The sequence below is a fragment of the Streptomyces sp. NPDC001135 genome (genome assembly GCF_053598395.1).
Window position 1 is genome coordinate 347237 of record NZ_JBSFKD010000002.1, and the last position, 25202, is coordinate 372438.

18 protein-coding genes are annotated in these 25202 nt (G+C 71.1%); 14 read left to right on the forward strand and 4 right to left on the reverse strand.

Annotated features, from left to right (window positions below; genetic code table 11):
• Positions 1-60 precede the first annotated feature (60 nt).
• Both ACWC94_RS04595 and ACWC94_RS04600 read right to left on the reverse strand, forming a co-directional pair.
• The gene (locus ACWC94_RS04595) at positions 61-1812 is read right to left on the reverse strand and encodes an NHL repeat-containing protein (protein ID WP_450794897.1); all 1752 of its coding nucleotides are present in this window, start codon (positions 1810-1812) and stop codon (positions 61-63) included.
• A gap of 434 nt (positions 1813-2246) precedes the next feature.
• Entirely contained in the window at positions 2247-2702 is a 456-nt protein-coding gene (locus ACWC94_RS04600; protein WP_450794898.1) for a hypothetical protein, read from the reverse strand.
• A 1759-nt stretch (positions 2703-4461) separates the two neighbouring features.
• Here ACWC94_RS04600 and ACWC94_RS04605 point away from each other — a divergent pair.
• Positions 4462-5022 carry a hypothetical protein gene (locus ACWC94_RS04605; protein ID WP_450794899.1) on the forward strand — a complete coding sequence of 187 codons (561 nt, stop codon included), beginning with the start codon at positions 4462-4464 and terminating at the stop codon, positions 5020-5022.
• A 175-nt stretch (positions 5023-5197) separates the two neighbouring features.
• On the opposite strand, the gene ACWC94_RS04610 is transcribed toward ACWC94_RS04605, so the two are convergent.
• Positions 5198-5662, reverse strand: coding sequence for a hypothetical protein (locus ACWC94_RS04610; protein ID WP_450794900.1), 465 nt, complete (start codon positions 5660-5662; stop codon positions 5198-5200).
• 90 nt (positions 5663-5752) lie between these two features.
• On the opposite strand from ACWC94_RS04610, the gene ACWC94_RS04615 reads away from it, so the two are divergent.
• From ACWC94_RS04615 to obgE, 13 genes are all read left to right on the forward strand, one after another.
• The gene (locus tag ACWC94_RS04615) at positions 5753-6421 is read left to right on the forward strand and encodes a hypothetical protein (RefSeq protein ID WP_450795020.1); all 669 of its coding nucleotides are present in this window, start codon (positions 5753-5755) and stop codon (positions 6419-6421) included.
• Positions 6422-6645: 224 nt separating this feature from the next.
• Positions 6646-9114 carry a GH92 family glycosyl hydrolase gene (locus tag ACWC94_RS04620; RefSeq protein ID WP_450794902.1) on the forward strand — a complete coding sequence of 823 codons (2469 nt, stop codon included), beginning with the start codon at positions 6646-6648 and terminating at the stop codon, positions 9112-9114.
• A gap of 254 nt (positions 9115-9368) precedes the next feature.
• Positions 9369-9737: a hypothetical protein gene (locus tag ACWC94_RS04625; protein WP_450794903.1), complete on the forward strand. Its 369-nt coding sequence runs from the start codon at positions 9369-9371 to the stop codon at positions 9735-9737.
• A gap of 115 nt (positions 9738-9852) precedes the next feature.
• Positions 9853-12474 (forward strand): amino acid permease, encoded by a 2622-nt coding sequence (locus tag ACWC94_RS04630; RefSeq protein ID WP_450794904.1) that lies wholly within the window; start codon positions 9853-9855, stop codon positions 12472-12474.
• Positions 12475-12507: 33 nt separating this feature from the next.
• Complete coding sequence (locus ACWC94_RS04635) at positions 12508-13107, forward strand: hypothetical protein (RefSeq protein ID WP_450794906.1); 600 nt, start codon at positions 12508-12510, stop codon at positions 13105-13107.
• A 52-nt stretch (positions 13108-13159) separates the two neighbouring features.
• Entirely contained in the window at positions 13160-14272 is a 1113-nt protein-coding gene (locus tag ACWC94_RS04640; RefSeq protein ID WP_450794907.1) for a hypothetical protein, read from the forward strand.
• 46 nt (positions 14273-14318) lie between these two features.
• Positions 14319-15095, forward strand: a complete 777-nt coding sequence (locus ACWC94_RS04645) for a TIGR03936 family radical SAM-associated protein (protein WP_450794908.1) — start codon at positions 14319-14321, stop codon at positions 15093-15095.
• Positions 15096-15357: 262 nt separating this feature from the next.
• Positions 15358-19800 (forward strand): Rne/Rng family ribonuclease, encoded by a 4443-nt coding sequence (locus ACWC94_RS04650; RefSeq protein WP_450794909.1) that lies wholly within the window; start codon positions 15358-15360, stop codon positions 19798-19800.
• 180 nt (positions 19801-19980) lie between these two features.
• The gene (locus ACWC94_RS04655; protein ID WP_450794910.1) at positions 19981-20733 is read left to right on the forward strand and encodes a phosphocholine cytidylyltransferase family protein; all 753 of its coding nucleotides are present in this window, start codon (positions 19981-19983) and stop codon (positions 20731-20733) included.
• A complete protein-coding gene (locus ACWC94_RS04660) occupies positions 20721-21782 on the forward strand; it encodes an iron-containing alcohol dehydrogenase family protein (protein ID WP_450794911.1) in 1062 nt (353 codons plus the stop codon). Before ACWC94_RS04655 ends, ACWC94_RS04660 begins: the two co-directional genes overlap by 13 nt.
• Positions 21783-21973: 191 nt before the next feature.
• Positions 21974-22294, forward strand: a complete 321-nt coding sequence (gene rplU / locus ACWC94_RS04665) for a 50S ribosomal protein L21 (RefSeq protein WP_003990208.1) — start codon at positions 21974-21976, stop codon at positions 22292-22294.
• 14 nt (positions 22295-22308) lie between these two features.
• Complete coding sequence (gene rpmA, locus ACWC94_RS04670) at positions 22309-22563, forward strand: 50S ribosomal protein L27 (protein ID WP_023550764.1); 255 nt, start codon at positions 22309-22311, stop codon at positions 22561-22563.
• A 154-nt stretch (positions 22564-22717) separates the two neighbouring features.
• Positions 22718-24163 carry a GTPase ObgE gene (gene obgE, locus ACWC94_RS04675; RefSeq protein ID WP_450794912.1) on the forward strand — a complete coding sequence of 482 codons (1446 nt, stop codon included), beginning with the start codon at positions 22718-22720 and terminating at the stop codon, positions 24161-24163.
• Positions 24164-24262: 99 nt separating this feature from the next.
• Here obgE and galU read toward each other — a convergent pair whose 3' ends face one another.
• Positions 24263-25177 carry a UTP--glucose-1-phosphate uridylyltransferase GalU gene (gene galU, locus ACWC94_RS04680; RefSeq protein WP_450795021.1) on the reverse strand — a complete coding sequence of 305 codons (915 nt, stop codon included), beginning with the start codon at positions 25175-25177 and terminating at the stop codon, positions 24263-24265.
• Between the last annotated feature and the right edge of the window lie 25 nt (positions 25178-25202).

Consider the following 25202-nt stretch of genomic DNA (forward strand, 5'->3'; position numbering starts at 1 on the left):
GGCGGTCGGTTAAGACCCTGCCGACCTGGCACGCCCGACAGCGGCATTGCCTGGGCGCTCTCATCTGGGCTGCGTGTTGGTTTGGGCGGGACAGGCGATGGAGCTGGTCGCTGCTGGGCGGGCGGGTACCGGGGTCAGAGGTGTGCAGACAGGTGTGGCGACTCCGATGAGTTCGACCAGGCCGTTGCCGCCGGTGGGTGGAACGAGTTTGGACCAGTTGTTGGCCAGCCAGACGTTGCCGGACTGGTCGAGTTGGATGGCGGTGAGGTGCTGGATGGAGTTGCTGCGGTAGCCGTGCGGCGGCGACAGCAGCGAACCGGTGGAGGAGCCGGGCGGGCAGGCGCTGGTGTTTACGCCGCACAGGACGGAGACGGAGGGGGTGCCGAAGCCGGCGATCCATATGCGGTCCGACCCGTCGATGGCCACGGACCAGGGAGCGATGGCGGTTGGCAGTTTGTACGCGCCTGCGACCTTTCCGCTCGGCTCGATCTCGGTGACCGAGTTGCTGACGAAGCTGGGCACCCAGACGTTGTTCTTGGAGTCGACGGCCAGGGCGAGAGGCCAGTCGAGTGAGTTGTCCTTGACGGGGGAGAACGAGGTCGGCTTGAAGTCGGGTCCGATCACGGTGACGCTCCCGCCCACGTGGCCCTTGGGCACGCGTGTGTCCAGGAGCTCTGCCCCGTTGAGGCGGGCATTGCTGACCCAGGCGCGGCCGTAGCCGTCGATCTGGATGGAGAACGGGTGGTCGAGACCGCCGCCCTTGATGGTGATCGCTTTTGAGGGGTCCCCGTGGGGGTAGACGATCACGCTTCCCTGGCCGCGGTTGCCTTTCAAGCCGTAGAAGTTGGCGATCCAGATGTTGCCCTTCTGATCGACTGCGGTGCCCTGGGGGTGGTCCAGGTCACCATTCCTGAATCCTGAGCCGGTCGACAGCGGCTTTCCTGTCGACGAGTACTTCGCCATGGCGTCGCCGCCGTAGCTGGGCACCCACACGGCGCCATCGTGGTCGATGGCGATGCCCCAGGCGCCTGCCTTCATGCCGCCGCCGCTGATGGGGCTGTTCAGAGTGGGGTTGCCCACCGGGTCCTGCACGGTGACGTAAGGGCTGGGGTTTCTCGTTCCGGGCAGCCAGTTGTTGGAGGCCCAGACGTTGCCCTTGGCGTCGATGGCCATCCGGCCGGGGGCGTAGACGTCGGGGGCGGTGTAGTGCAGGGCCAGGACCCAGGCTGCCGGTGCCGCGGTGAGCGCGGGGGTGTAGGTGGGTGCCTGCCGGGTCAGGGCGTACAGCTTGCCGGTGGCCAGGCGCGGGTCGTGGGCGAGGTTGAGCACGGCTTGTGCCGTGTCGGCGGGAGTGCTCCCGTGCTGCGGTGTTGCCAGGCGCAGCATGTCGTGACATCGCCCGGTGTGCGCCGCCGGCGCGCAGAGGGAGACGAGGTTGGCCAAGGTGCCAAGGGTGGCCAGGGTGTCGTTCCTGCTGCCGTTGTTCTGGTCGGTGACGACCTTGCCAGGTCTGCCGGAAGCCGGATCGGCGAGGTTGTAGGACGTGGCTGCGGCGTTTTCCAGGCCAGGGCTCGGCCCGGCGATGCCGTGGGAGTCGGTGAACTGGGCCAGTGCGTAGGAGGCGGCGACGGTCGTGATTTCGTTGACCGTGACAGCGGACTCGGAGCGTCGGGTGACGCCGCCTCCGGAGCCGAATCCCACGACGGAACGCAGGCGCAGCGACCGGTCGCCGTGGGGCGTGGCGTCGACGTACAGCACCGAGCTCGCGGGCCGGGTGGACCGGATCTGGAAGGCTCCGTTGGCGTCGGTCATGGCGCGCCCCAGTTCCCGGACGCCTTGCCGATCTCCAGTGAAGAGAGTGACGTCGGCGTGAGACAGCGGTTCTCCCGCACTGGTGACTGTTCCGTGCAGCGCTGTCGGCGTGCTGGGGGGCGTGGCGGCAAGCAGTCCCGTCAAGGCCAGTGCCATGGTGGCCGATGCCGTCAGGGCAGCGACCGTCCGGTGCCGGGAGAGCTTGGCCGGTGCCGAGCCGTGCGACGTGTGGTGTGCGGCTCTGTGAGGGCGATCCATAGAGGGAGGCAAGGTCATGACCTCTCGCGATGTCGGCACGGCGCTGAACCCTCACCCGCGGACTGAATAACCGACGCGCTGCCGGGTCTCGCTGAGTGTTCGCGGGGAGGCCGCCCTATCGCGGCGGGCGCTGGAACGCCGGTGATCAGGGCACCGGGGTTTCGGTGCGGTTGGTCCTATGCGTTGCTGTTGTCCGCAGAGTCCGGGTGGCGCAGCGTAAACCATCCGATCTTGCGGCCGGCCAGCCAGATCAGGCCCAGGTACAGGTGCGGGCCGACCTGACGGAGCTCGTCGCGCACGCCTCCGAACACCAAAGACGTGTGGGAGTAGTCGATGACGATGCACTCCTGGTCGTCCAGACGGCTCGGGCCGGGCCCGACCATGGCGGCGATGGACAGGATGTCCATCGCGGTGAGCCGGTTGCTGAGGTAACCGTCCGGGCTGAAGACCTTGCCTCGCCACGCGGTCAGGTTCACGAGACTGGCGAGCAGCCACGCTCCCGCACGTCCTGCCGCGGGGAAGATCGCCAGGCCCTCCATCGGGCCCCTGGGGATCTCACCTGCCGGACTCTTGCGGAACAGTTCCTCAAGCCGCTGATCGTCGGATTTGAGCAGTTCAGCCTCTGTAGTCATCGCAGCCTTCCTCACCCCGGCATCCCTGCGTTCATGGACTGGTCTCCGAGCGGCCGCCAGGCACGCACGGTGGTCATCTGCTCAACCCGCGCTCAGCGAGAGCACCGGCGCAAGCAGCGGAGCGCTACGAATTCATGACTATGACCAGTCCGACCGCATGATCACCGTTTTGCCATCTGGTCCGCCGCTGTCTCCATCCTGGACCCCCGAGGCGGGGCTCACCACCGGTGGTCGATGACTGAGGTCCGCGCAATGGTTCATTGCCGAAACCAAGTAGGAGCGCCCACCCACCGCAGCCAAGAGGTGTCCCACGCCTGGTCACCTGTAGACCGGAGCGCCTTCGCACCATGTCTGGCAGTGGCTGTTGTGCAAGCAGAGATCCCTTGCTCACCTCGGCTTCCCAAGCTGACAGCGCTGAGAGGGTGCTGGCCGATCGCTACCCGAGGAACGCCGGCCAAGGGAGCGACGCAGGCGGTGACAGGAGGTGGGCGACCACCCTCGGCTCGGCAAAGGGGCGGATGTGGGAAGCTGCCTGCACTGAGCCCCTTCCCTGACGGGGAGGGGGCTCGGTGGTGTCTGGTGGCGTGTGAGCCTGTGATCACAGGAGCCTCGTGCGTTGCGGACGTCGGCCTCGGCACCCGATCAGTGGTCCCCTGAAAGCGCTCACTGACCGAGCAGCCCGCGCAGCAGTCCGGGGCACGACACGAGTTAACCGAGGCCTCATTCGAAAGCGTCGGCCCACGCGTTGAGACGGTCGGGCCGCATGCGCCCGTACGGGGGCGAGTTGTCGCCCTGCGCGCGCCGACTGCTCGTCGACTTGCACGCCGCCCCGCTCCAGCCCGCGTGAGCAGCCCTCACGGCAATTCCCCATCTGCGCTGCCGCAGACGGGGACTCCGCCCTGTGCGTTAGTTCCTCCGGCGACGCCCCTGCGCATAGGGGCCACGACGATCATGTGCCCGCCATTCCTCCTCATGGGGGTCACGGTCTTCGCCGCCCGCGTTGTCTCCAGGGGTCGAAATGTGTTCTCCCTTGTTGACCTTGGCCAGCAGCGAGGCGAGGGGATCGGGGGGATCGTCGCTGAAGCGATCGGAGCCGCGCTCGGGCGGCGGCCCCGGCTCCGTCCTGTCGGGACGCGACCGTGACGTACCGCTCATGAGTAGCCCCCTCCGAACTCACTGAGATGCACTTGAGATCTTTCCCTGGAAGGTCGCGGGTAACCCGACTTCGACCTTGCCGGTGCTGTGCACTCTTGCCGGAAGCCGACGGCCATGGGACACACTCCAGACCTCAACGTCCGTCCGCACCTGGAGCTTCTTCGCGCAAGCCCTACGAGCTGCGACCACCTACGAGTAGTCCGTGGCTCAAGGCAGACCTACAGACCGGACGGCCGATCCCGTGCCAGACACGTGCCAGATCGTGCGGGGAGCCACGGGGAACGGCGGGGACCAGGCCGCCGGTCAGTCAGGCCCCGCGCCCGCTCCGCCGCAGTTCAGCCAAAGCGCCGGCCGGGGCGAGTGAGAGCGAGGTGGCGGCTGCGCCGGCTGCGGCCAGCGCTTCGCGTCCTGGCCCGTCGGCGCCGTCGGCGTCCTCCCCGAACACCACCGCCGGTTCCTCAGGAGAGGGCTCGGTGCTGCCCCCTCCGGGCCCGGGACCGCACCCTCGGCGGCCTCCTGAACCCCAGACCGGTGCCCCTGCCCCGACAGCCCTGCAGGGGTCTGGGCGCCCGGCTCGGTGTTTGCGCAGGCATAGGATCGAACAGTGATCCACAGTGAGGAGAGCGTCGCAGCCGAACGGGACCGCGTCCGGCAGCGCCCAGCAGCCGAGTCGGCTCCGCCGGTCCTGGCGGTCTTCACCGTCGATGTCGCCGAGGGGTCCTCCGAGGCGTACGCGCGGCGAGTACGGGACGTCCTGTCGGCGGCGCTCCACCTGGCCCGCACAGCGGAGTTCGACGACGAGGATCTGCCGGCGGACGGGTTCCCGGACTGGTTCACGACGGTCTGTGCCCCCAACGGTGAGGCGCCTCAGGGGTTCGCGCGGCACGGCCGCACCGCGTACACGGACCGGGGCGGAGGAAACCCGTGGTCCCTGCAGAACTGGATCCACCGCTTCGACCCGGACGAGGACTCCCGCGGCTGGGAGTTCTGGGACGCCGTGCCGGCGGGCCCGGCGCGGGTCCGTGTCTGGGTGGACAGCTGGGGGGAGTCCTTCTTCGGATCCCTGGAACTGCTCTGGCTGCTGTACACGGCCGGCGCCGCACACGTCGAGGGGCCGCAGGTCCGCAAGGCGGTCACCTGGGCGTTGGAGGCGGACGGTCGGTGACGGAGGCGCACCACGGTCGCCTCGTGCGGGCGACCCACCGGATCCGGGAGCCCGCCGATGCGCACCTCGCGGCGGGGTGTACTTCCGACGCGGCCTTCCGGCGCGCGAGTGCGGCAGTGAACCAGCGGGAAAGGGCTGCGAACCGCCGCGTTGTGAGGGCGCGGGCTCTGCGCGGTCAGTCGAACGCCACGACCAGGCGAACGCCGTCGTCTCCGAAGCGGCCTGCCAGGGCCTTCACCACGGCGAAGACGTGTGGCCAGTGGGTTTCGGGACCCAGGACGGCACCGGCCGTCAACGGCTCGTACGTGCAGGTCAGTTCGTCAGTGGTCCATTCCACGCGTTCCGTCGCGTCGCGCAGGTGCGCCGGCGGCGCGCCCGTCGCGGACAGGGTTTCCGCCGGCCATTGATCGGATACGAGCTGTTGGTGCACCGTCGATGGTGTCGCCTTCGCGCGCCAGGTCAGCCGACCGACGAAGTGATCGGGTGCGGCCGTGAGGTCGATCGCGGCAAGCTCCGCCCAGCTGACCCAGCTCGCGCTGTGCAGCGCACCCGACGCAGCCGCCCACGGCTCGCCCTCGTAGTGCTCGGTACCGACGCCGGGATGACGACATTCGATGCCGCCATGAATGTCCGTACTCACGGCGCGGCACCCTGACAGCGCGCGCGGCACCCTGACAGCGCGGCGGGGCCGGCGCAAGGGCGGGACCGATGCGTGGATCATGAGGAGGCGATGAAGTGGAACGAGGAGGCAGCGCCGGTGGAGCAGTCAGGTCCTGAACCGAGGTTCTCCGCCTACGAACAGGCTCTGCGGGACCGGTTTCTGGCGGCCCCCGTGGTGCCCGCTCCCGAACCGTGGCAGCCGGTCTTCGAGTACGAGTACGGCGTCCCTGTCGGCGGGCTCCTCGGGATCGGCTTCGCGTCGCACCCCGACGGCGGCCACGACCTGGTGATGGTCGTCTCGAGCGACGGTCACGGCCTCTTCGACGCTGTCACGGGGGAGAAGATCGCCCGGGACCGCGACCCCGACCCCGAGGGCAGCACTCCCGAGGCGGTCGCCGACCTGTCGTGCCCCGGGCTGGGACCGGTCGCCGGCAGCAGGGTGCGCATCGCAGGGCTCTTCGGGGGAGGATTCCACACCAGCACCCCGGACGGTTGGACCGTGGAGGCCGTTGCCCCGGCCTGGCCGAACGAGCGTGTCCTCCTCTCCCGCGACGGCGGACTGCCCCACTCGGGTCCGCACGGGGAGCAGTGGTGGCACATCTTCCATTCCCACTACTCCGAGCTTCGAGCGTTCGGTTTCTCGCCCTCCGGGCGGACTCTCGCCGTCGCGACGAGCAGTGACCTGTCGCTGTGGACCCGCGGCACGGGCCGGAGCCGAGGCGGCAGCGCCGAGACCTGACCAGGGACGCCGTCGTCTGTGGATGAATTCCCCATGCCGGCTTCACAGCCCGCGGGCCCGGTCATCACAGCCGGACCCACCCGGCGATTCCTCAGATGACTCCCTGGGCCGCGTGCGCTGCCTCGTTTGCCCCGTCCACTTACTCACTCACCGTTCATCCCATGGATACTCCTGGTGACGGGATGGCTGAGGAGCCGATGTGGTGGAGGAGGCCTCCTGTGCCAGTGCTGACGAAATCGTGGCGATGGGGCCGGTTACTCCTGGCCATAGCTGTCACCGCCGGCATACCGACCGCTGCCACACCCTCCGTCCGGGCGGCGACGGAAGGCGGGGCCGGCGGCGTTCCGCAGGACCTCACCCGGTACGTCAACCCGTTCGTCGGCACCAAGAAGACCGGCCGTACCAGCTACGACGGAGGCAACACCTTCCCCGGAGCCGACGCCCCCTTCGGCATGGTGCAGTGGAGCCCGGACACCCGCGGTCCCCAGCCCGGCGGCTACGCCTACACCGACCATGAGATCCGCGGCTTCAGCCTGACCCACCTTTCCGGTGCCGGCTGCACCGCCGCCCAGGACCTGCCCTTCATGCCCCACGCAGGCACGGTCGTCGCGTCGCCGGCCACCGAGCCCGACACCTATCTGGACGGCTTCTCGCACGACGCGGAGTCGGCGCGGCCCGGCTACTACGGTGTCACGCTGGCCTCCGGTACGAAGGTCGAGCTGACCGCGACCCAGCGTTCCGGTGCCGGCCGCTTCACCTACCCCACCGGCAGTACGGCGTCCCTCCTCGTCGATGTCTCCAGGTCCGTGCGCGGCGCGTCCGACGCCCGAGCAACCGTGGACAAGGCCCGCCGCACCATCACCGGCCATGTCACCAGCGGCGGCTTCTGCGGCAGTCGTAACCGCTACCGCGTGTACTTCTCGGCCGTCTTCGACCAGCCCTTCGCCTCTGTCGGCACATGGCACGACGCCGTCGTCTCCCCCGGTGGCGACAACGGGACGCACGGGGACGTCCGTGTCTCAGGGGCCCACTCGGGGGCCTACGTCACCTTCGACACCTCCCGGTCACAGACCGTGGGCGTCAAGGTCGGCCTGTCGTACGTCAGTGTGGCCGGCGCCGCCGAGAACGCGGCGCGGGAGCAGGGCGCGGCGGCGTTCGACACCGTTGCGGAAGGGACCCGGAAACAGTGGAACGCCCGGCTGCACCAGATCGAGGTCGCCGGCGGCACCGACATCCAGCGGACCACCTTCTACACGGCCCTCTACCACTCACTCCTCCAGCCCAACGTCTTCGACGACGTGAACGGCCGGTACACCGGCTTCGACGGCCGGGTCCACACGGTCCGCGAGGGCCACCACCAGTACGCCAACTTCTCCGGCTGGGACATCTACCGCTGTGAGGCGCAGCTGCTCGCCCTCCTCGCACCGAACGTGGCCTCGGACATCGCCCAGTCCATGTACAACCAGGCGCACCAGGCCGGTGACGTGTGGGACCGGTGGTCGGTCGACAACGATTTCACGGGCGTCATGAACGGCGACCCGTACCACTCGATCCTCGCCAGCATGTACGCCTTCGGGGCCACCGACTTCGACGCCGCGGCAGCCCTGGCGTCCATGGTCAAGGGTGCGACCACCCTCCAGGGGGCCGGCGCCCGTTACGTCGAGCGGCCCGGTCTCGCCGACTACCTGTCACTCGGCTACCTGCCCGACGACGCGTCGACCACCCTCGAGTACACCACCGCCGACTTCGGAATCGCGGCACTGGCCGGACGGCTCGGCGACACCGGTACCCGGACGACGTTCATGCAGCGGGCACAGAAATGGCGGAACCTGTTCAACCCCGCCAGTTCCTGGATCCAGCCACGCAGCCGTGACGGCTCTTTCGGGTCGCCGTTCAACCCGGCCGACGGCAAAGGCTACGTCGAGGGAAATGCCGCCCAATACCAGTGGATGGTGCCCTACGACCTCGCCGGCCTTTTCTCCGCGATGGGCGGCAACGGCAAGGTCGTCCCGCGGCTCGACGCGTTCTTCACCGAATTCAACGCCGGGCCCAACGTGCCGCACGCCTTCCTCGGCAACGAACCGTCCCTGAACGCTCCCTGGGCGTACGTCTACGCGAGCGCGCCGTACCGCACCCAGCACGTGGTCCGCCGGGCCGTCAACACCCTGTGGGGCCCCGGCCCCGACGGCGAGGTGGGCAACGACGACCTGGGCACCCTGTCGTCCTGGTACGTCTGGTCGGCACTCGGCATGTATCCCCAGGTGCCGGCCCGGGCCGAGCTGGTGCTGGCCAGCCCCCTGTTTCCGGCCGTCACCGTGCACCGTGACGGCGGCCCGTCGATGAGGATCAGGGCGCCCGGTGCGGACGCGGACACGCCTTATGTGCATGCCTTGAAGGTCAACGGCGCCGCGTCCTCCAGGGCCTGGCTCCCGGAGTCCTTCGTACGTGAGGGCGGCACCCTCGACTACACGCTCGGCGCCACCCCCGATCCCGCATGGGGCGCCGCGGAGGGGGACGCCCCGCCGTCCTTCGGCGGTGGACAGCCCCGGCAGCCGACAGCCACTTCGCGGCCCCGCCACCACTGTGCGCGGCAGGGCTGCCACCCCGGACGATGCCACCGTCACCACGGCCGGGGGCGATCCCATCATCCCGGCCGGTGTCACGCGCGCGGCCACGGCCAAACGGCCCAATGAAAGGAGTCGTAAAGCAGAATGACAGTCTGACCATGCGAATGTTGGCGAGCTCAGGTATCCGGAAATCCGGTACTGCCGGTCACCGAGGAAAAGGAGGAAAACTCGTCATGCGAGGAGCAGCGCCAGCAAAGACGCGGTCGGGACGGGCGAGATGGGGGGTGAGGATCGTCGGCGCCGGTCTGACCGCGACCGCGGCACTCGGTATCGCCGCCGGTCCCGCGTTGGCACAGGCGGGTCCCCCCAGCAACGCGGGCGTGCAGCCCGTGGAAGTGGACGACAACCCGCCCGTGTCCTGTCCCGCGGGCGCGACCGGGTTCAGGGTGGAGGACCCCACAACCGGAAGCGTATCGATCCCCGGCGACGGGACCTTGCAGATCACCGTCACCGACACCACGGCGGGACAGGTGTTCAGCTTCAACATTCCCGCGAGCGATCAGCGCGCCGCGGTCAAGGTGACCGCCAAGGGCGGGACCGGCGGTGCCAACGTCTACACGTACGACAGCACGACGGGCTTCCCCAACGGCATCACGATGGACGGATCGCTCCACGCCCCGATCAACCCGAGCGGCAAGTTCGCGGACCTCAGCCACATCGATTTCTGCGTCATTCCCAGCAAGTACTGAGAAGGCGCCCTGCTGAGCCCCCGTCCCGATCGCGGAGGGGGCTCAGTGGTGTCTCCGGTGTCACCCGCCGCCCCGCGCTGTTGCGGAGGCGAGCGCACCGGCGTTGCAATCAAGTGTGAGGCACTTTGGCGGCGCCGGGCCCGCCGACCGCCCCGCTCCCGGGACGGCGGCCGGCCACAAGGGGCTCAAGAACGACGCCCTGGGCATGTTCTCCTCGGTGGCCATGGGCCTGGCATCCACCGGCCCGGCGTACAGCCTGGCCGCCACGCTGGGCCTCATCGTGGCCGGGGTCGGACTGCAGGCCCCGATCGTCACGATGCTGGCGTTCATCCCGATGCTCCTGGTCGCGTACGCCTTCCGGGAGCTCAACGCGAGCAACGCCGACTGCGGGACCACCTTCACCTGGGCCACCCGCGCCTTCGGGCCGCGCACCGGCTGGATGGGCGGCTGGGGCCTGATCGTCGCCAACATCGTCGTCATGGCGAACCTCGCCGCGATCGCCGCCGCCTACGGCTTCCGGCTGGTCGGCCTGGACGACCTGGCGGGCAACCGGCTGTGGACCACCGTGGCGGGCATCGTATGGATCGCCGTGCTGACCGCGGTCTGCTACGTCGGCATCGAGGTCTCGGCGGCCGTCCAGCGCTGGCTGCTGTGTGTGGAAGTGGTGATGCTGGTCCTCTTCGCCGTCGCCGCGCTCATCAGGGTCTACACCGATCCTCCGCCGACGGCGATCCACGTCTCCGCGTCCTGGTTCAACCCCTTCCAGGTCCCCTCGGTGACGGCCCTGACCTCGGGCTTCCTCGCGGGCGTCTTCATCTACTGGGGCTGGGACACCGCCTTCTCGGTCAACGAGGAAACCGTCGACAGCACGCGCATCCCCGGCCGCGCCGCCGTCCTGTCCACCGTGCTGCTCCTAGTCATGTACGGGCTGGTGTCCACCTCGGCGCAGGCGTTCGCGGGAGTCGGTACCTCGGGCCTCGGGCTCGGCAACACGCACAACTCCGACGACGTGCTCTCCGGACTGGGCGAGGCCGTGTTCGGGAGCCAGGGCACCGGCCTGCTGCTGTCGAGGCTGCTGATCCTGATGGTGCTGACCTCCGCGCTGGCCTCCGCCGAGACCACCATCCTGCCCCTGGCCAGGACGGTCTTCTCGATGGCGGTCCACAAGGCGGTCCCCTCCCGGTTCGCCCGGGTCCACCGCAGGTTCCTCACCCCGACCTGGGGGACCCTCGGCATGGGAGCGGCCTCCATCGCCCTGTTCGGCCTGCTGGCGTCGTTCAGCCAGAACATCCTGGCCGACTCGATCGACTCGGTCGGTCTCGCGATCGCCTTCCAGTACGGACTGACCGGCTTCGCCTGCGTCTGGTACCACCGCAGGGTCCTCACCCGCAGTGCCAGGGACCTGGTCTTCAAGGGTGTCCTGCCCGGGCTCGGCGGGCTGGCCATGGCCCTGTTGTTCCTCTACGCCACCTTCGTCGTCTACGCGGACCCCAGGTACGGCACGACCTCCGTCGACCTGCCCCTGATCGGCAGGACGGGCGGGGTCACGGTCCTGGGTCTGGGCGCCCTGCTGATCGGTCTCCTGCTGATGCCGATGGTCACCCGGGGCCACGGCGTGGCCCTCAAACTCCAGCGGAGCCTGCTTCCGCGCCGCCTGCCGCCGCACGCCGCCGTGGAATCGGCGAGCCGCTATCTGCCCGCCGACAGCGGTTCCGGGGTGGGCGGCGACTGGTACGACGTCATCCCCCTGTCCGGCACCCGGATCGGGCTGGTCGTCGGGGACGTGCTCGGACACGGCCTGCGCGCCGCGGCCACCATGGGACGCCTGCGCACGGGGGTGCGCGTGCTGGCCCGGCTGGACCTGGCCCCGGACGAACTGCTGTCCCGCCTGGACGACCTGGTCGACCAGACCGGGGACGAGAGCGGCACCGGCCACGGCCCGGGCATCCGGCGCCACCAGCCCGACGAGGCCCTGGGTGTGAGCTGCCTGTACGCGGTGTACGACCCGGTCTCGGGCAAGTGCAGCCTGGCGAGGGCCGGGGATTCGGTACTGGCGGTCGTGGCGCCGTACGGGGGTGCCGTCGACCCTCTTCAGCTGCCGCCCGGACCGCCGCTGGGCATCGGCGGCCCGCCCTACCAGAGCATGGACGTGGAACTGGCGCCGGGCAGCCTCGTCGCCCTCTGCACGGGCGGCCTCCTCCAGGCGGCCGACGACCGTGCCGCCGGGCTCGCGCAGCTGTCCCGGGTCTTCGACGGCGCGGACACGTCACTGGAGGCGCTGTGCGACACGGCGGTGACCACCCTGCTGCCCGGGGCGGTGGACGTGGACGCGACACTGCTCACGGTCCGCACCCGCCGGCTCGACCGGAACCAGTTCGCCGAGTGGGCGCTGCTCGCGGACCCGGCGGCGGTGGCGACCATCCGCACCGCCGTCAGCAAACAGCTCGGCGACTGGGGGCTGGACGACCTGGCGTTCGCCACCGAACTCATCGTCAGCGAACTGGTCACCAACGCCATCCGCTACGCCGGCGGCCCGATCCAGGTACGCCTGATCCGCGACCGGACCCTGACCTGCGAGGTCTCCGACACCGGCCACACCTCGCCCAATCTGCGGCACGCCGCGAGCGACGACGAGGGAGGCCGGGGCCTGTTCATCATCGCCCAGATGACCCACCACTGGGGCACGCGCTACACCCCGACGGGCAAGACGATCTGGACCGAACAGGACCTGCCGTGACGAACCGCCGACGCCCCGACGGAAGGATCTCCCATGGTGCAGCAGACGGCGACGAAGGCCCCGGCCAGGAAGCCCGTCGGCACGGGCGACGTCTTCCTCTCGTTCGCCCCGTGGATCGTCTTCGGCGTGGTCGCCAGCCCCAGTACCTGGAAGTACGCGGCTTTCGCCGCACTGGTCGCCTCGATCGTCCTGTCGGGCCAGGACATGCTGGCCGGCAGACTCCGCATCCTCGACATGACCGGCATCGTGTTCTTCGCCGTCCTGTCGGTGCTCGGGTTGGCCCTGGACCGCGGACAGCTGCTCTGGGTGGAGACGTACGCCCAGGTCATCTCGAACGGACTGGTGGCCGTCGTCGCGCTCGGATCGCTGCTCGCCGACCCCTTCACCGCGCAGTACGCCCGGGAGCGCACACCGCCCGCGGTGTGGGACTCGCCCGTGTTCAAGCACATCAACAGAGTGCTGACGGCACTGTGGGGCGCGGCCTTCGCCCTCATGGCGCTCTCGACCTGGCTGGCCGTCCGCTTCCCCGCCCAGGACGACTGGTTCAACTGGGTCGTCCCGATCGCGCTGCTGGTGCTGGCCGTGAAGTGCACCGAGCGCTATCCCGAGTCGTACAAGGCGCGTGCGACCTAGGGCAAAACCCCCTGGCCGGATCCGAACGGGCGGGCCGGACGTCTACCCCGGTATGGAACCGTACAAGCCGCCTCCCCAGCCCCGGCAGCCGGAAGGGTGCCTCACCGTCGCGATCCGCGTCCCCCTGCGGATTCTCGTCCTGGTGCTGGTGGTGCCGGTGCGGATGGCGTGGGACGCCCTCGTCGTCACCGGAAGGTTTCTGCGGGACACCGTGTGCAGGCCGATCGGCCGGGCGCTGCTGTGGGCCACGAAGGCCCTGTTCGTCTGGCCGTTCGTGGGTCTGTGGCGCTATGCCCTGGTCCCCGTCGGCAACGCGCTCGCGTGGCTGGGCGCCGTCCTCGTCGTCGTACCGGCCGTGGGGGTGTACCGGTACGTGCTCACGCCCGTCGGGCACGCCGTCGCGTGGCTGGTGCGCGGGGTGGGCGCCGGGCTCGCCTGGGTGTACGCGCGCGTGCTCAGCCCGGTCGGGCACGCGGTCGCCTGGCTGCTGAGGGGCGTCGGCGCCGTGCTCGCCGCGGTGGGCACCGGCGTGTACACGGCCGTCGCCTGTCTGGTGCGGTATCTGCTCGTCGTGCCCGCGCGGTGGGTGTACGCGTGGATCCTCGCGCCCGTCGGACGTGCCGTCGCCTGGTGCGTGCGCGGGCTGGGGTGGCTGCTGGGCGTGATCGCCACCGGCGTCGGCGTCGCCCTGTACTGGACCCTGCGCGTCCTCCTCGTCCTGCCCGCCCTCGCGCTGTGGCGCTGGGTCCTCGCGCCCGTCGGCCGGTTCCTCGCCCTCGTGGCGCGGGAGGCCGGGGACGCCCTCGGGCACGCCTGGCGGATCGCCGGACGCATCTCCCGGGCCGTCGGCCGGGCGCTCGGGACCCTCTTCCGGTGGATCTTCGTGGAGCCGGTGCGCTGGGTCTACCGGACCGTCCTGACCCCGGTCGGCCATGTCGTCCGGGACGCGGTCCTGCGGCCCGTCGCCGAGGGCGCGCGCGTGGTGGGCCGGGCCGTGCGCGAGGCGCTGACCGGCGCCCGCGAGACGGTACGGCAGGCCCGGGCGGACGTCCGGCGGATGCTGTTCGGAGAGCCCCGGCAGCCGGCCGCCGTGGACCGGCGGGAACCCCAGGGGTCCGCGACACGTACTCTTGGTGGCAGTACAACCGCACTCACGAAGGACTAGGACACTGGGCAAGCGACAGCCCGAAGGCCCGCCGCCCGCACCCGCGGTGCAGCGCATCCGACTGCGCTACACCAAGCGCGGCCGCCTGAGGTTCACCAGCCACCGAGACTTCCAGCGCGCTTTCGAGCGGGCGCTGCGCCGTGCCGAGGTGCCCATGGCGTACTCGGCCGGGTTCACGCCGCATCCGAAGGTGTCGTACGCCAATGCCGCACCCACCGGCACGGGCAGTGAGGCGGAGTACCTGGAGATCGCGCTCACCGCACCGCGCGACCCGGAGACGCTGCGCGTCCTCCTCGACGAGTCGCTGCCCGCCGGGCTCGACGTCGTCGACGCGGTCGAGGCGCGGACCTCGGGTCTCGCCGACCGGCTCACGGCCTCCGTCTGGGAGCTGCGGCTGGACGGCGTCGACCCGGCCGACGCCGAGCGCGCGGCCCTGGCCTTCCAGGAGGCCGGGACCGTCGAGGTGCAGCGGATGACCAAGAACGGCGTCCGGACCTTCGACGCCCGCCCTGCCGTGGTGAGCCTGGAAACGCACGGTTCACCGGCTGATAGGCCGACCGACCAGCCCTGTGCGATACTGCGGCTGGTTGTTCGGCACGTGACGCCTGCCGTACGACCCGACGACGTCCTGTCCGGTCTCCGCGCCGTGGCCGACCTGGCGCCGCCGGTCCCCGCAGCGGTGACCAGGCTGGCGCAGGGGCTGTTCGATGAAGAGACCGGCACGGTGACCGACCCGCTCGCGCCCGACCGCGAGGCAGCCGAGGCCCTGACGGCCCAGCCGGCTGCCGCCGCGACGGCGCCGACGCCGGAAGGTCCCGCGTAGGGACGGACGTCGTAGCGCCGCCCTCGTACTCGGGAGCCACCTGGGTCGGGCAGCGCACCGACCAGAAGACTTTCGCCAGGCCGTACCGACAAGGCGTACGGAACCGGCGAGACAGGACACAGAGTGCTCCCGTGCGGCGCCCGCGCCCCGGACGGCGGCCATCGCGGATCACGCGGGCCGCGGACGTCAACGGCGGTCGGTCCCTCGAGACCGGCGCCGGACCAGGCGCGGCGCCCGGGAGCCTGACGGGAGAAACGCCCGCATGCTCGAGCCGACCGAACCCCATGAGGGTTCCGAACTGAACACTCCCAGCGACACCCTGCCGCCGCGCAGGCGTCGCCGTGCCGCATCCCGCCCGGCCGGGCCTCCGGCCGGCGCGGAGGCAACCGCCGAGGTGACGGTGCCGGCCATACCGGCCGCGGACTCCGACGAGATCACCGAGGCCGCTGCGACGCAGGGCACCGAAGAGGCTGTAGCCGCCCCCGAGGCCGAAGAGGCCCTTGAGGCGATCGAGGCCGAAGAGGCCGTTGAGGCTGTGGAGGCCGCCGTGGAGAGCCCCGAGACCACAGAGCCCGGCCGCCCGCGCCGTCGGGCCACGCGCCGCGCGTCCGCGCCGGCGGGGGCGCCGTCGACCGCCGAGGCCGTCGAGACCGTCGTACCGGTCACGCCCGCCGCCGAGACGGAGAAGCCCGCCGCCGTCGCCGAGGGCGGCGAGGTCGTCGTCGGCGAGGAGGCCGCCCCGCGCCGCGCCCGCCGCCGTGCCACGCGCAGCGTGTCCACGCCGACCGGTGTCACCGGTGCCACCGGTGTGCCGGAGGAGGCCGCCGAGCCCACGACCCCGGCCGAGCCCACGACCCCCGTCGAGGCTGCCGCTCCCGCCGAGACCGCTCCCGCCGGCCGTCCGCGCCGTCGGGCCACGCGCCGTGCGTCCGCGCCGGCCGGGGCGCCGGTGGCCGCGGAGGCCGTCGAGACCGTCGTGCCGGCCACCGCCGCCGCGGAGACGACCGCTGTCGCCGAGGCCGGGAAGGCCCAGGAGGAGCCTGCAGCCGCCGAGACTCCGGCCCCTGCCGAGGGCGCGCCCGCCGGCCGTACCCGCCGTCGTGCCACCCGGCGCGCGTCCGCGCCCGCCGGGGCACCGACGGCCGCCGCTGAGGCAGCTCCGGCCGCCCCCGCCGCCGAGGCCGCCCCCGCTGCCGAGGCTCCCGCTGCCGAGGCTCCCGCTGCCGAGGCCCCCGCTGTCGCCGAGGTGGCCGCTGTCGCCGAGGTGGCCGCTGTCGCCGAGGTGGCCGCTGCCGCCGAGGAGGCCGCCCCGCGCCGGACCCGGCGTCGGGCCACGCGCCGCGTGTCTGCGCCCGCCGAGGCCGCCGCCGCTCCGGTCGTTGAGGCCGAGGCCGAGAAGACCGCCGCCGAGACCGCGTCCGCCGCCGCCGGGACGCACACCTCGGAGGCCCCCGTCACTCCGCCCGCCACCGAGCCCGCCCCCGCCGAGGAAGCCGCTCCGCGTCGTGCCCGGCGTCGGGCCGTGCGCCCCGTGTTCGGGTTCTCCGAGCCCGCGCGGCCCGCGCCGGCCGCCGAGACCGAGGACGCCGAGGGTGGCGCCCCGCGCCGTCCCGCCCGTCCCGCCGTCGCCGTCTTCCAGGCGCCGGTGTTCGCCGAGCCGAAGTTCCAGACCCCGGAGCGTGCCGCAGCCGAGGCCGCCGCGGAGGCCGCCGAGGCGGAGGAGCCCGAGGAGCAGGCGGAGGAGCGGGTGGAGGAGCGCGCCGAGGCCGGCTCGCGTCGCCGCCGTCGCCGCCGGGGCGCCGCCGGCGCCGAGGAGACCGCCCAGGCCGAGGAGCCCCAGGAGCCGGAGCAGGCCGAGGAGTCCGTCGAGGACCTCGCCGAGGGCGAAGAGGCCGAGGAAGCCGACGAGGCCGAGGACACGGAGGGCGCCGAGGGCTTCGAGGAGGCCGGCTCGCGTCGCCGTCGCCGTCGTGGCGGCCGTCGCCGCCGTCGCGGGGACGCCGCCGACGGCGAGGGCGCGGACGCCGAGGAACTGGCCGCCGAGCAGGCCGCGCAGGACGCCGAGGACACCGCCGAGCAGGAGGAAGAGGACGCCGAGGAGGCCCACGACGAGGCCGCGTCCTCCAGCGCCGGCAGCCGGCGCCGCCGTCGGCGTCGTCGTCGGGCCGGTGACACCGCCGTCGACACCGAGCCCGATGAGGGCGACCCGGAGCGCACGGTCGTCAAGGTCCGCGAGCCGCGCAAGGCCAGCGAGCCGTCCGACGAGGTGCAGTCCATCAAGGGCTCGACCCGTCTGGAGGCCAAGAAGCAGCGCCGCCGTGAGGGCCGCGAGCAGGGCCGCCGGCGCGTTCCGATCATCACCGAGGCCGAGTTCCTGGCCCGCCGCGAGGCCGTCGAGCGCGTGATGGTCGTGCGCCAGCACGGCGAGCGCACGCAGATCGGCGTCCTGGAGGACGGCGTGCTCGTCGAGCACTACGTCAACAAGGAGCAGTCGACCTCGTACGTCGGCAACGTCTACCTGGGCAAGGTCCAGAACGTGCTGCCGTCGATGGAGGCCGCCTTCATCGACATCGGCAAGGGCCGCAACGCCGTCCTGTACGCCGGCGAGGTCAACTTCGAGGCGCTGGGCATGGCCAACGGCCCGCGCCGCATCGAATCCGCCCTGAAGTCCGGCCAGTCGGTCCTCGTCCAGGTGACGAAGGACCCGATCGGGCACAAGGGCGCGCGTCTGACCAGCCAGGTCTCCCTGCCGGGCCGCTACCTCGTGTACGTCCCCGAGGGCTCGATGACCGGCATCAGCCGCAAGCTGCCCGACACCGAGCGGGCCCGGCTGAAGACCATCCTCAAGAAGATCGTCCCCGAGGACGCGGGCGTGATCGTGCGCACCGCCGCCGAGGGCGCGAGCGAGGAGGAGCTGCGCCGGGACGTCGAGCGGCTGCAGGCGCAGTGGGAGGACATCCAGAAGAAGTCGAAGAACGGCAACGCCCCGTCGCTGCTGTACGGCGAGCCGGACATGACCGTCCGGGTCGTCCGCGACATCTTCAACGAGGACTTCTCCAAGGTCGTCGTCAGCGGTGACGACGCCTGGGAGACGATCCACGGGTACGTCTCGCACGTGGCCCCGGACCTCGCCGGCCGCCTGTCGAAGTGGACCTCCGAGGTCGACGTCTTCGCCACCTACCGGATCGACGAGCAGCTCGCCAAGGCGCTGGACCGCAAGGTCTGGCTGCCCAGCGGCGGTTCGCTGGTGATCGACCGGACCGAGGCGATGGTCGTCGTCGACGTCAACACCGGCAAGTTCACCGGCCAGGGCGGCAACCTGGAGGAGACGGTCACCAGGAACAACCTGGAGGCGGCCGAGGAGATCGTGCGCCAGCTGCGGCTGCGCGACCTCGGCGGCATCATCGTCATCGACTTCATCGACATGGTCCTGGAGTCCAACCGCGACCTGGTGCTGCGCCGCCTGCTGGAGTGCCTGGGCCGTGACCGTACGAAGCACCAGGTGGCCGAGGTGACCTCGCTGGGCCTGGTGCAGATGACCCGTAAGCGGGTGGGCCAGGGCCTGCTGGAGTCCTTCTCCGAGACCTGTGTCCACTGCAACGGCCGCGGGGTCATCGTGCACATGGAGCAGCCGACCGCCGCCGGCGGTGGCGGCGGCAAGCGCAAGAAGCGCGGGCGGGGCGGTGACGTGCACGAGCACGTGCACGAGACCGCCGCCGTGGCCGTGGAGACCGGTGAGGCCGTGGAGCCGGAGATCGAGACGGCCGTCGAGGTGGCCGCCGAGGTCGCCGAGCCGGTCGCCCTCCCGGCCCCGGACTTCGCGCCGGACGAGGAGCTGTACAGCAGCGTCGCCGAGGCGGAGGCGGCGGCCACCCGTGGCCGTACGCGGCGCCGGGCGAGCCGCCGGGCCTCGGCTCCGGCGGGCGCCCCGAAGGCGGAGCGGGCCGCGAAGGCTCCTCGTGAGAAGGCTCCGCAGGCTGAGGCCGCTGAGGCGGAAGCCCCGACGGTCGAGGCGCCGACCGCGCAGGAGGTCACCGCCGAGGAGGCGGCGACGCGCCCCGTGCGTCCGGAGCCGGCCGCCGAGGCCCTGGCCGAGCCCGCCGCCGTCGAGGACCAGGTGGTTGCGGCACCGCAGGCCGAGGCCGTCGAGGAGGCCGCGCCCAAGGGCCGTACGCGCCGTCGTGCGACCCGGAAGGTGTCGGCGCCGGCCGGTTCCCCCGCGGGTGCCGAGGCGGCCGTGGTGACGGTGCCGGAGACCGCGCCCGCGGCCGAGGCCCCGGTGGCACAGCCCGAGCCCGAGCCCGAGGCCGCGGCGCCGGCCGAGGAGGCGCCCGCCGAGAGCGCCGCCCCGGCCCGCCCGCGCCGCCGTGCCGTGCGCGTCGCCAGCGCGCCGGCCACGTCCGAGGAGGCGGCCGTCGTGGTCGTCCCGTCGGCCGCGGCGGAGGAGGCCCCGGTCGCCGAGGAGCCGGCCGAGGAGGCCGCTCCGGCCAAGAAGGCGGCCCGCAAGACCGCCAAGAAGGCCACGGCGAAGAAGGCTGCCGCCAAGAAGACGGTGGCCAAGAAGACCGCGGCCAAGAAGACGGTGGCCAAGAAGACGACGGCCAAGAAGGCGGCGAAGACCGCCAAGACGGCCGCCGCGAAGTCGACGGCGAAGAAGACCGCGGCGGGCCCGCAGACGGTGTCGTCCTCCGCCGACGACAGCTGATCCGCTGCCGTGACACGGTGTGGTCCTGTCCCCGTGCGGACAGGACCACACTCGTTTGCCGGGCCGGGCCACCGTGCCCCGGACCCGGTCTGACGGCGTCGTGGCGACGAGACCTCCGCCGCGACGCCGGTGCACAGGGGAAACAGCCGGTGCACATGGGAAACAAAGGAGAGAACCGCGATGATAGGCCTCGTGCTGGCGGCTGGTGCCGGACGGCGTCTGCGCCCCTACACGGACACCCTGCCCAAGGCCCTCGTGCCCGTCGGGGCACAGGACGCACCGGACGCCCTCACCGTCCTCGACCTGACCCTCGCCAACTTCGCCGAGGTGGGTCTGACCGAGGCCGCGATCATCGTCGGCTACCGCAAGGAGGCCGTCTACGAGCGCAAGGCGGCCCTGGAGCAGAAGTACGGCCTCAAGCTCACCCTCATCGACAACGACAAGGCCGAGGAGTGGAACAACGCCTACTCCCTGTGGTGCGGCCGGGACGCCCTCAAGGACGGCGTGATCCTCGCCAACGGCGACACCGTGCACCCGGTCTCCGTCGAGAAGACGCTGCTCGCGGCCCGCGGCGACGGCAAGAGGATCATTCTCGCGCTGGACACCGTGAAGTCCCTGGCGGACGAGGAGATGAAGGTCGTCGTCGACCCCGAGAAGGGTGTTCGGAAGATCACCAAGCTCATGGACCCGGCCGAGGCGACCGGCGAGTACATCGGCGTCACCCTCATCGAGGGCGACGCCGCCGAGGAACTGGCCGACGCCCTGAGGGCCACGTTCGAGCGCGACCCGCAGCTGTACTACGAGGACGGCTACCAGGAGCTGGTGAACCGGGGCTTCAAGATCGACGTGGCGCCGATCGGCGACGTGCCGTGGGTCGAGATCGACAACCACGACGACCTCGCCCGGGGGCGGGAGATCGCATGCCGGTACTGACCCGGCTGATCCCCTCGCCGGTCGTCGTGGACATCCGCCCGGGTGCCCTGGACGACCTGGCGAGTGTCCTCGCCGACGAGCGCGTCTCGCACTCCGGCCGGCTCGCCGTGGCCGTCAGCGGCGGCTCGGGGGCCAGGCTGCGGGAGCGCATCGCCCCGTCGCTGCCCGGCGCCACCTGGTACGAGGTCGGCGGCGGCACCCTCGACGACGCCGTCCGGCTGGCCGACGAGATGAAGTCCGGCCACTACGACGCCGTCGTCGGGCTCGGCGGCGGCAAGGTCATCGACTGCGCGAAGTACTCCGCGGCGCGCATCGGACTGCCCATGGTCGCCGTCGCCACCAACCTCTCCCACGACGGGATCTGCTCGCCCGTGTCCATCCTGGACAACGACGCCGGCCGCGGCTCGTACGGCGTGCCCACCCCCATCGCCCTCCTCATCGACCTCACGGTGATACGGGAGGCCCCGATCCGCTTCGTGCGCTCGGGCATCGGCGACGCCCTGTCCAACATCTCCGCGGTCGCGGACTGGGAACTGTCCCACCGCGTCAACGGCGAGAAGCTCGACGGCCTGGCCGCCGCCATGGCCCGCCAGGCGGGCGAGGCCGTGCTGCGCCATCCGGGCGGATGCGGTGACGACGGGTTCCTCACCGTGCTGTCCGAGGGGCTGGTGCTGTCGGGTGTCGCCATGTCGATCGCCGGACACACCCGGCCCTCGTCGGGCGCCTGCCATGAGATCAGTCACGCACTCGACCTGCTGTATCCGAGGCGGGCGGCGAGCCACGGCGAGCAGGTGGGCCTCGGTGCCGCCTTCGCCACGCACCTGCGCGGCGATCACGAGGGGGCCCGGCTGATGGCCGACGTGCTGCGCCGGCACGGGTTGCCCGTGGTGGCGGAGGAGATCGGCTTCAGCGACGACGAGTTCGTCCGGGCCGTGGAGTTCGCCCCGGAGACCCGGCCCGGCCGGTACACCGTCCTGGAGCACCTCGAGCTGTCGACGAGGGGTATCAAGGAGGCGTACGCGGACTACGTCACCGCGGTCGCCGCATGAGCCCGACGCCCAGTTTGACCCCTACGGCCGTGCCCCGTAACCTTGACCGTCGGCGTGTCCACTGAGCACGCCACATCCCCGTAAACCTCTTCCTCCCGGTCACTGGGTTGGCCGGGAGAGGTCGTCCATGGTGTTTCTGGGCGGCTGGCCTGCGGGGGTGCCGGTTCTGAACGAGCGAAAGAGAGATCCGCGTGTACGCCATCGTGCGCAGCGGTGGTCGCCAGCACAAGGTTGCTGTCGGCGACATCGTTGAGGTTGACAAGATTTCCACCGCCAAGGTTGGCGACACGGTCGAGCTCTCGACCCTGCTCGTTGTCGACGGCGACGCTGTGACCAGTGACCCGTGGGTGCTGGCCGGCATCAAGGTCCAGGCCGAGGTCGTGGACCACCACAAGGGCCAGAAGATCGACATTCTGCGCTACAAGAACAAGACCGGTTACCGCCGTCGCCAGGGCCACCGCCAGCAGTACACGGCGATCAAGGTCACTGAGATCCCCACGGCTGCGAAGTAAGGGACTGAGAACAGATGGCACACAAGAAGGGCGCATCGTCCACCCGGAACGGTCGCGACTCCAACGCCCAGCGGCTCGGCGTGAAGCGCTTCGGCGGTCAGGTCGTGAACGCGGGTGAGATCCTGGTCCGCCAGCGCGGCACCCACTTCCACCCCGGCGCCGGTGTCGGCCGTGGCGGCGACGACACGCTGTTCGCGCTGCAGGCCGGTGCGGTGGAGTTCGGTACCCACCGTGGCCGCAAGGTCGTGAACATCGTTCCGGTCGCCTGAATCGGTTGATTCAAGGAGTCTGAGATTCCAGGCTCCGACCGAACGCTTCGCGAGGCGGACCTCACTTCCCGGTCGGGAAGGCGGGTCCGCCTTTCGCGTGTTGACCCTGGTGTCAACGACGAGACACACCCGCACTTTCTGGAGGCACTGAACCATGACCACCTTCGTGGACCGCGTCGAACTGCATGTCGCCGCGGGTAACGGAGGTCACGGCTGTGCCTCCGTACACCGCGAGAAGTTCAAGCCGCTCGGCGGCCCGGACGGCGGCAACGGCGGCCGTGGCGGTGACGTCGTCCTGACCGTCGACCAGTCGGTCACCACGCTGCTCGACTACCACCACTCGCCGCACCGCAAGGCCACCAACGGCAAGCCCGGCGAGGGCGGCAACCGCTCCGGGAAGGACGGCCAGGACCTGATCCTGCCGGTCCCGGACGGCACGGTCGTCCTGGACCGGGCCGGCAACGTCCTCGCCGACCTGGTCGGCCACGGGACCTCGTACATCGCCGCGCAGGGCGGCCGTGGCGGCCTCGGCAACGCGGCGCTGGCCTCCGCCCGCCGCAAGGCACCCGGCTTCGCGCTGCTCGGCGTGCCCGGAGACGTGCAGGACATCGTCCTGGAGCTGAAGACCGTCGCCGACGTGGCGCTGGTCGGCTACCCGAGCGCCGGCAAGTCCTCGCTGATCTCCGTGCTCAGCGCGGCCAAGCCGAAGATCGCCGACTACCCCTTCACGACGCTCGTGCCGAACCTCGGTGTCGTCACCGCCGGTTCCACCGTCTACACCATCGCCGACGTGCCGGGTCTGATCCCCGGTGCCAGCCAGGGCAAGGGCCTGGGTCTGGAGTTCCTGCGGCACGTGGAGCGGTGCAGCGTGCTGGTGCACGTGCTGGACACCGCGACCCTGGAGTCCGACCGTGACCCGGTCTCCGACCTCGATGTCATCGAGGAGGAGCTGCGGCAGTACGGCGGGCTCGGCAACCGGCCCCGGATCGTCGTCCTGAACAAGGTCGACGTGCCGGACGGCAAGGACCTCGCCGAGATGGTCCGCCCCGACCTGGAGGAGCGCGGCTACCGCGTCTTCGAGGTGTCGGCGGTCGCCCACATCGGGCTGAAGGAGCTGTCGTACGGGCTCGGCGAACTGGTCGCCAAGGCACGTGCCGCGAAGCCGAAGGAAGAGGCGACGCGGATCGTCATCCGGCCGAAGGCCGTGGACGACGCGGGCTTCACGGTCACCCGCGAGGAGGTCGGCGGGGAGCCGCTGTTCCGGGTGCGCGGCGAGAAGCCCGAACGCTGGGTGCGGCAGACCGACTTCAACAACGACGAGGCGGTCGGCTATCTCGCCGACCGGCTCAACCGCCTCGGTGTCGAGCAGGAGTTGATGAAGGCGGGTGCCCGGTCCGGTGACGGCGTCGCCATCGGCCCCGAGGAGAACGCGGTCGTGTTCGACTGGGAGCCGTCGGTCACGGCCGGCGCGGAGATGCTCGGGCGCCGTGGCGAGGACCACCGCTTCGAAGAGGCCCGTCCCGCCACCCAGCGGCGCCGGGACCGGCAGGCCGAACGCGACGAGGCCAGCCGGCAGTTCGACGACTTCGAGCCGTTCTAGCCCGAGCCGTTCCACCCCACCGCGCGCAGCAGCGGCAACGAGAGAGGGCGGGCCGGAGGTTTTCCTCCGGCCCGCCCTCTCACCTTCTCGGTGCCGGCGTCAGCTGTCGTCGCCCGTCAGCTCCTGGCCGACATAGTCGCGGAGCCAGGTCCGGAAGCCCGGGCCCAGGTCTTCACGTTCGCACGCGAGTCGGACAATGGCACGCAGATAGTCGCCGCGGTCGCCGGTGTCATAGCGGCGGCCCTTGAAGACGACACCGTGCACCGGGCCGCCCACCTTCTCGTCCGTCGCGAGCTGCTGCAGCGCGTCGGTGAGCTGGATCTCCCCGCCGCGGCCCGGCTCGGTCTTGCGCAGGACGTCGAAGATGTGCGGGTCGAGGACGTAACGGCCGATGACCGCGTAGTTCGACGGGGCGTCCGCCGCGTCCGGCTTCTCGACCAGTCCGGTGACCCGCACGACGTCACCGTCGGCGGTCGCCTCCACGGCCGCGCAGCCGTAGAGGTGGACCTGCTCGGGCGCGACCTCCATGAGGGCGATCACACTGCCCCCGTGCTGCCGCTGCACCTCGATCATGCGCTGCAGCAGGGGGTCGCGCGGGTCGATCAGGTCGTCGCCCAGGAGGACCGCGAAGGGCTCGTGGCCGACGTGCGGGGCGGCGCACAGCACCGCGTGGCCCAGGCCCCTGGGGTCGCCCTGGCGCACGTAGTGCATGGTCGCCAGGTCGCTGGACTCCTGCACCTTCGCGAGCCGTTCGGCGTCGCCCTTCTTCTCGAGCGCCGACTCCAGCTCGTAGTTGCGGTCGAAGTGGTCCTCGAGGGGACGCTTGTTCCGCCCGGTGATCATGAGCACGTCGTCGAGCCCCGCCGACACGGCCTCCTCGACCACGTACTGGATCGCCGGCTTGTCCACGACCGGCAGCATCTCCTTGGGAGTGGCCTTGGTCGCCGGCAGGAACCGGGTACCGAGACCCGCCGCGGGAATGACAGCCTTGGAGATGGTGGGGTGGGAAACCATGTGGTGCTCGTCTCTCTCGTTCTGC

Bases quoted from the DNA above. Each gene is read 5' to 3' on its own strand.
- ACWC94_RS04640 (WP_450794907.1), top strand. From the start codon at position 13,160: ATGGAACCGTACAAGCCGCCTCCCCAGCCCCGGCAGCCGGAAGGGTGC.
- ACWC94_RS04635 (WP_450794906.1), top strand. From the start codon at position 12,508: ATGGTGCAGCAGACGGCGACGAAGGCCCCGGCCAGGAAGCCCGTCGGC.
- ACWC94_RS04595 (WP_450794897.1), bottom strand. From the start codon at position 1,812: ATGACCGACGCCAACGGAGCCTTCCAGATCCGGTCCACCCGGCCCGCG.
- rpmA (WP_023550764.1), top strand. From the start codon at position 22,309: ATGGCACACAAGAAGGGCGCATCGTCCACCCGGAACGGTCGCGACTCC.
- ACWC94_RS04660 (WP_450794911.1), top strand. From the start codon at position 20,721: ATGCCGGTACTGACCCGGCTGATCCCCTCGCCGGTCGTCGTGGACATC.
- ACWC94_RS04650 (WP_450794909.1), top strand. From the start codon at position 15,358: ATGCTCGAGCCGACCGAACCCCATGAGGGTTCCGAACTGAACACTCCC.
- galU (WP_450795021.1), bottom strand. From the start codon at position 25,177: ATGGTTTCCCACCCCACCATCTCCAAGGCTGTCATTCCCGCGGCGGGT.
- ACWC94_RS04615 (WP_450795020.1), top strand. From the start codon at position 5,753: ATGAAGTGGAACGAGGAGGCAGCGCCGGTGGAGCAGTCAGGTCCTGAA.
- ACWC94_RS04600 (WP_450794898.1), bottom strand. From the start codon at position 2,702: ATGACTACAGAGGCTGAACTGCTCAAATCCGACGATCAGCGGCTTGAG.
- ACWC94_RS04655 (WP_450794910.1), top strand. From the start codon at position 19,981: ATGATAGGCCTCGTGCTGGCGGCTGGTGCCGGACGGCGTCTGCGCCCC.
- obgE (WP_450794912.1), top strand. From the start codon at position 22,718: ATGACCACCTTCGTGGACCGCGTCGAACTGCATGTCGCCGCGGGTAAC.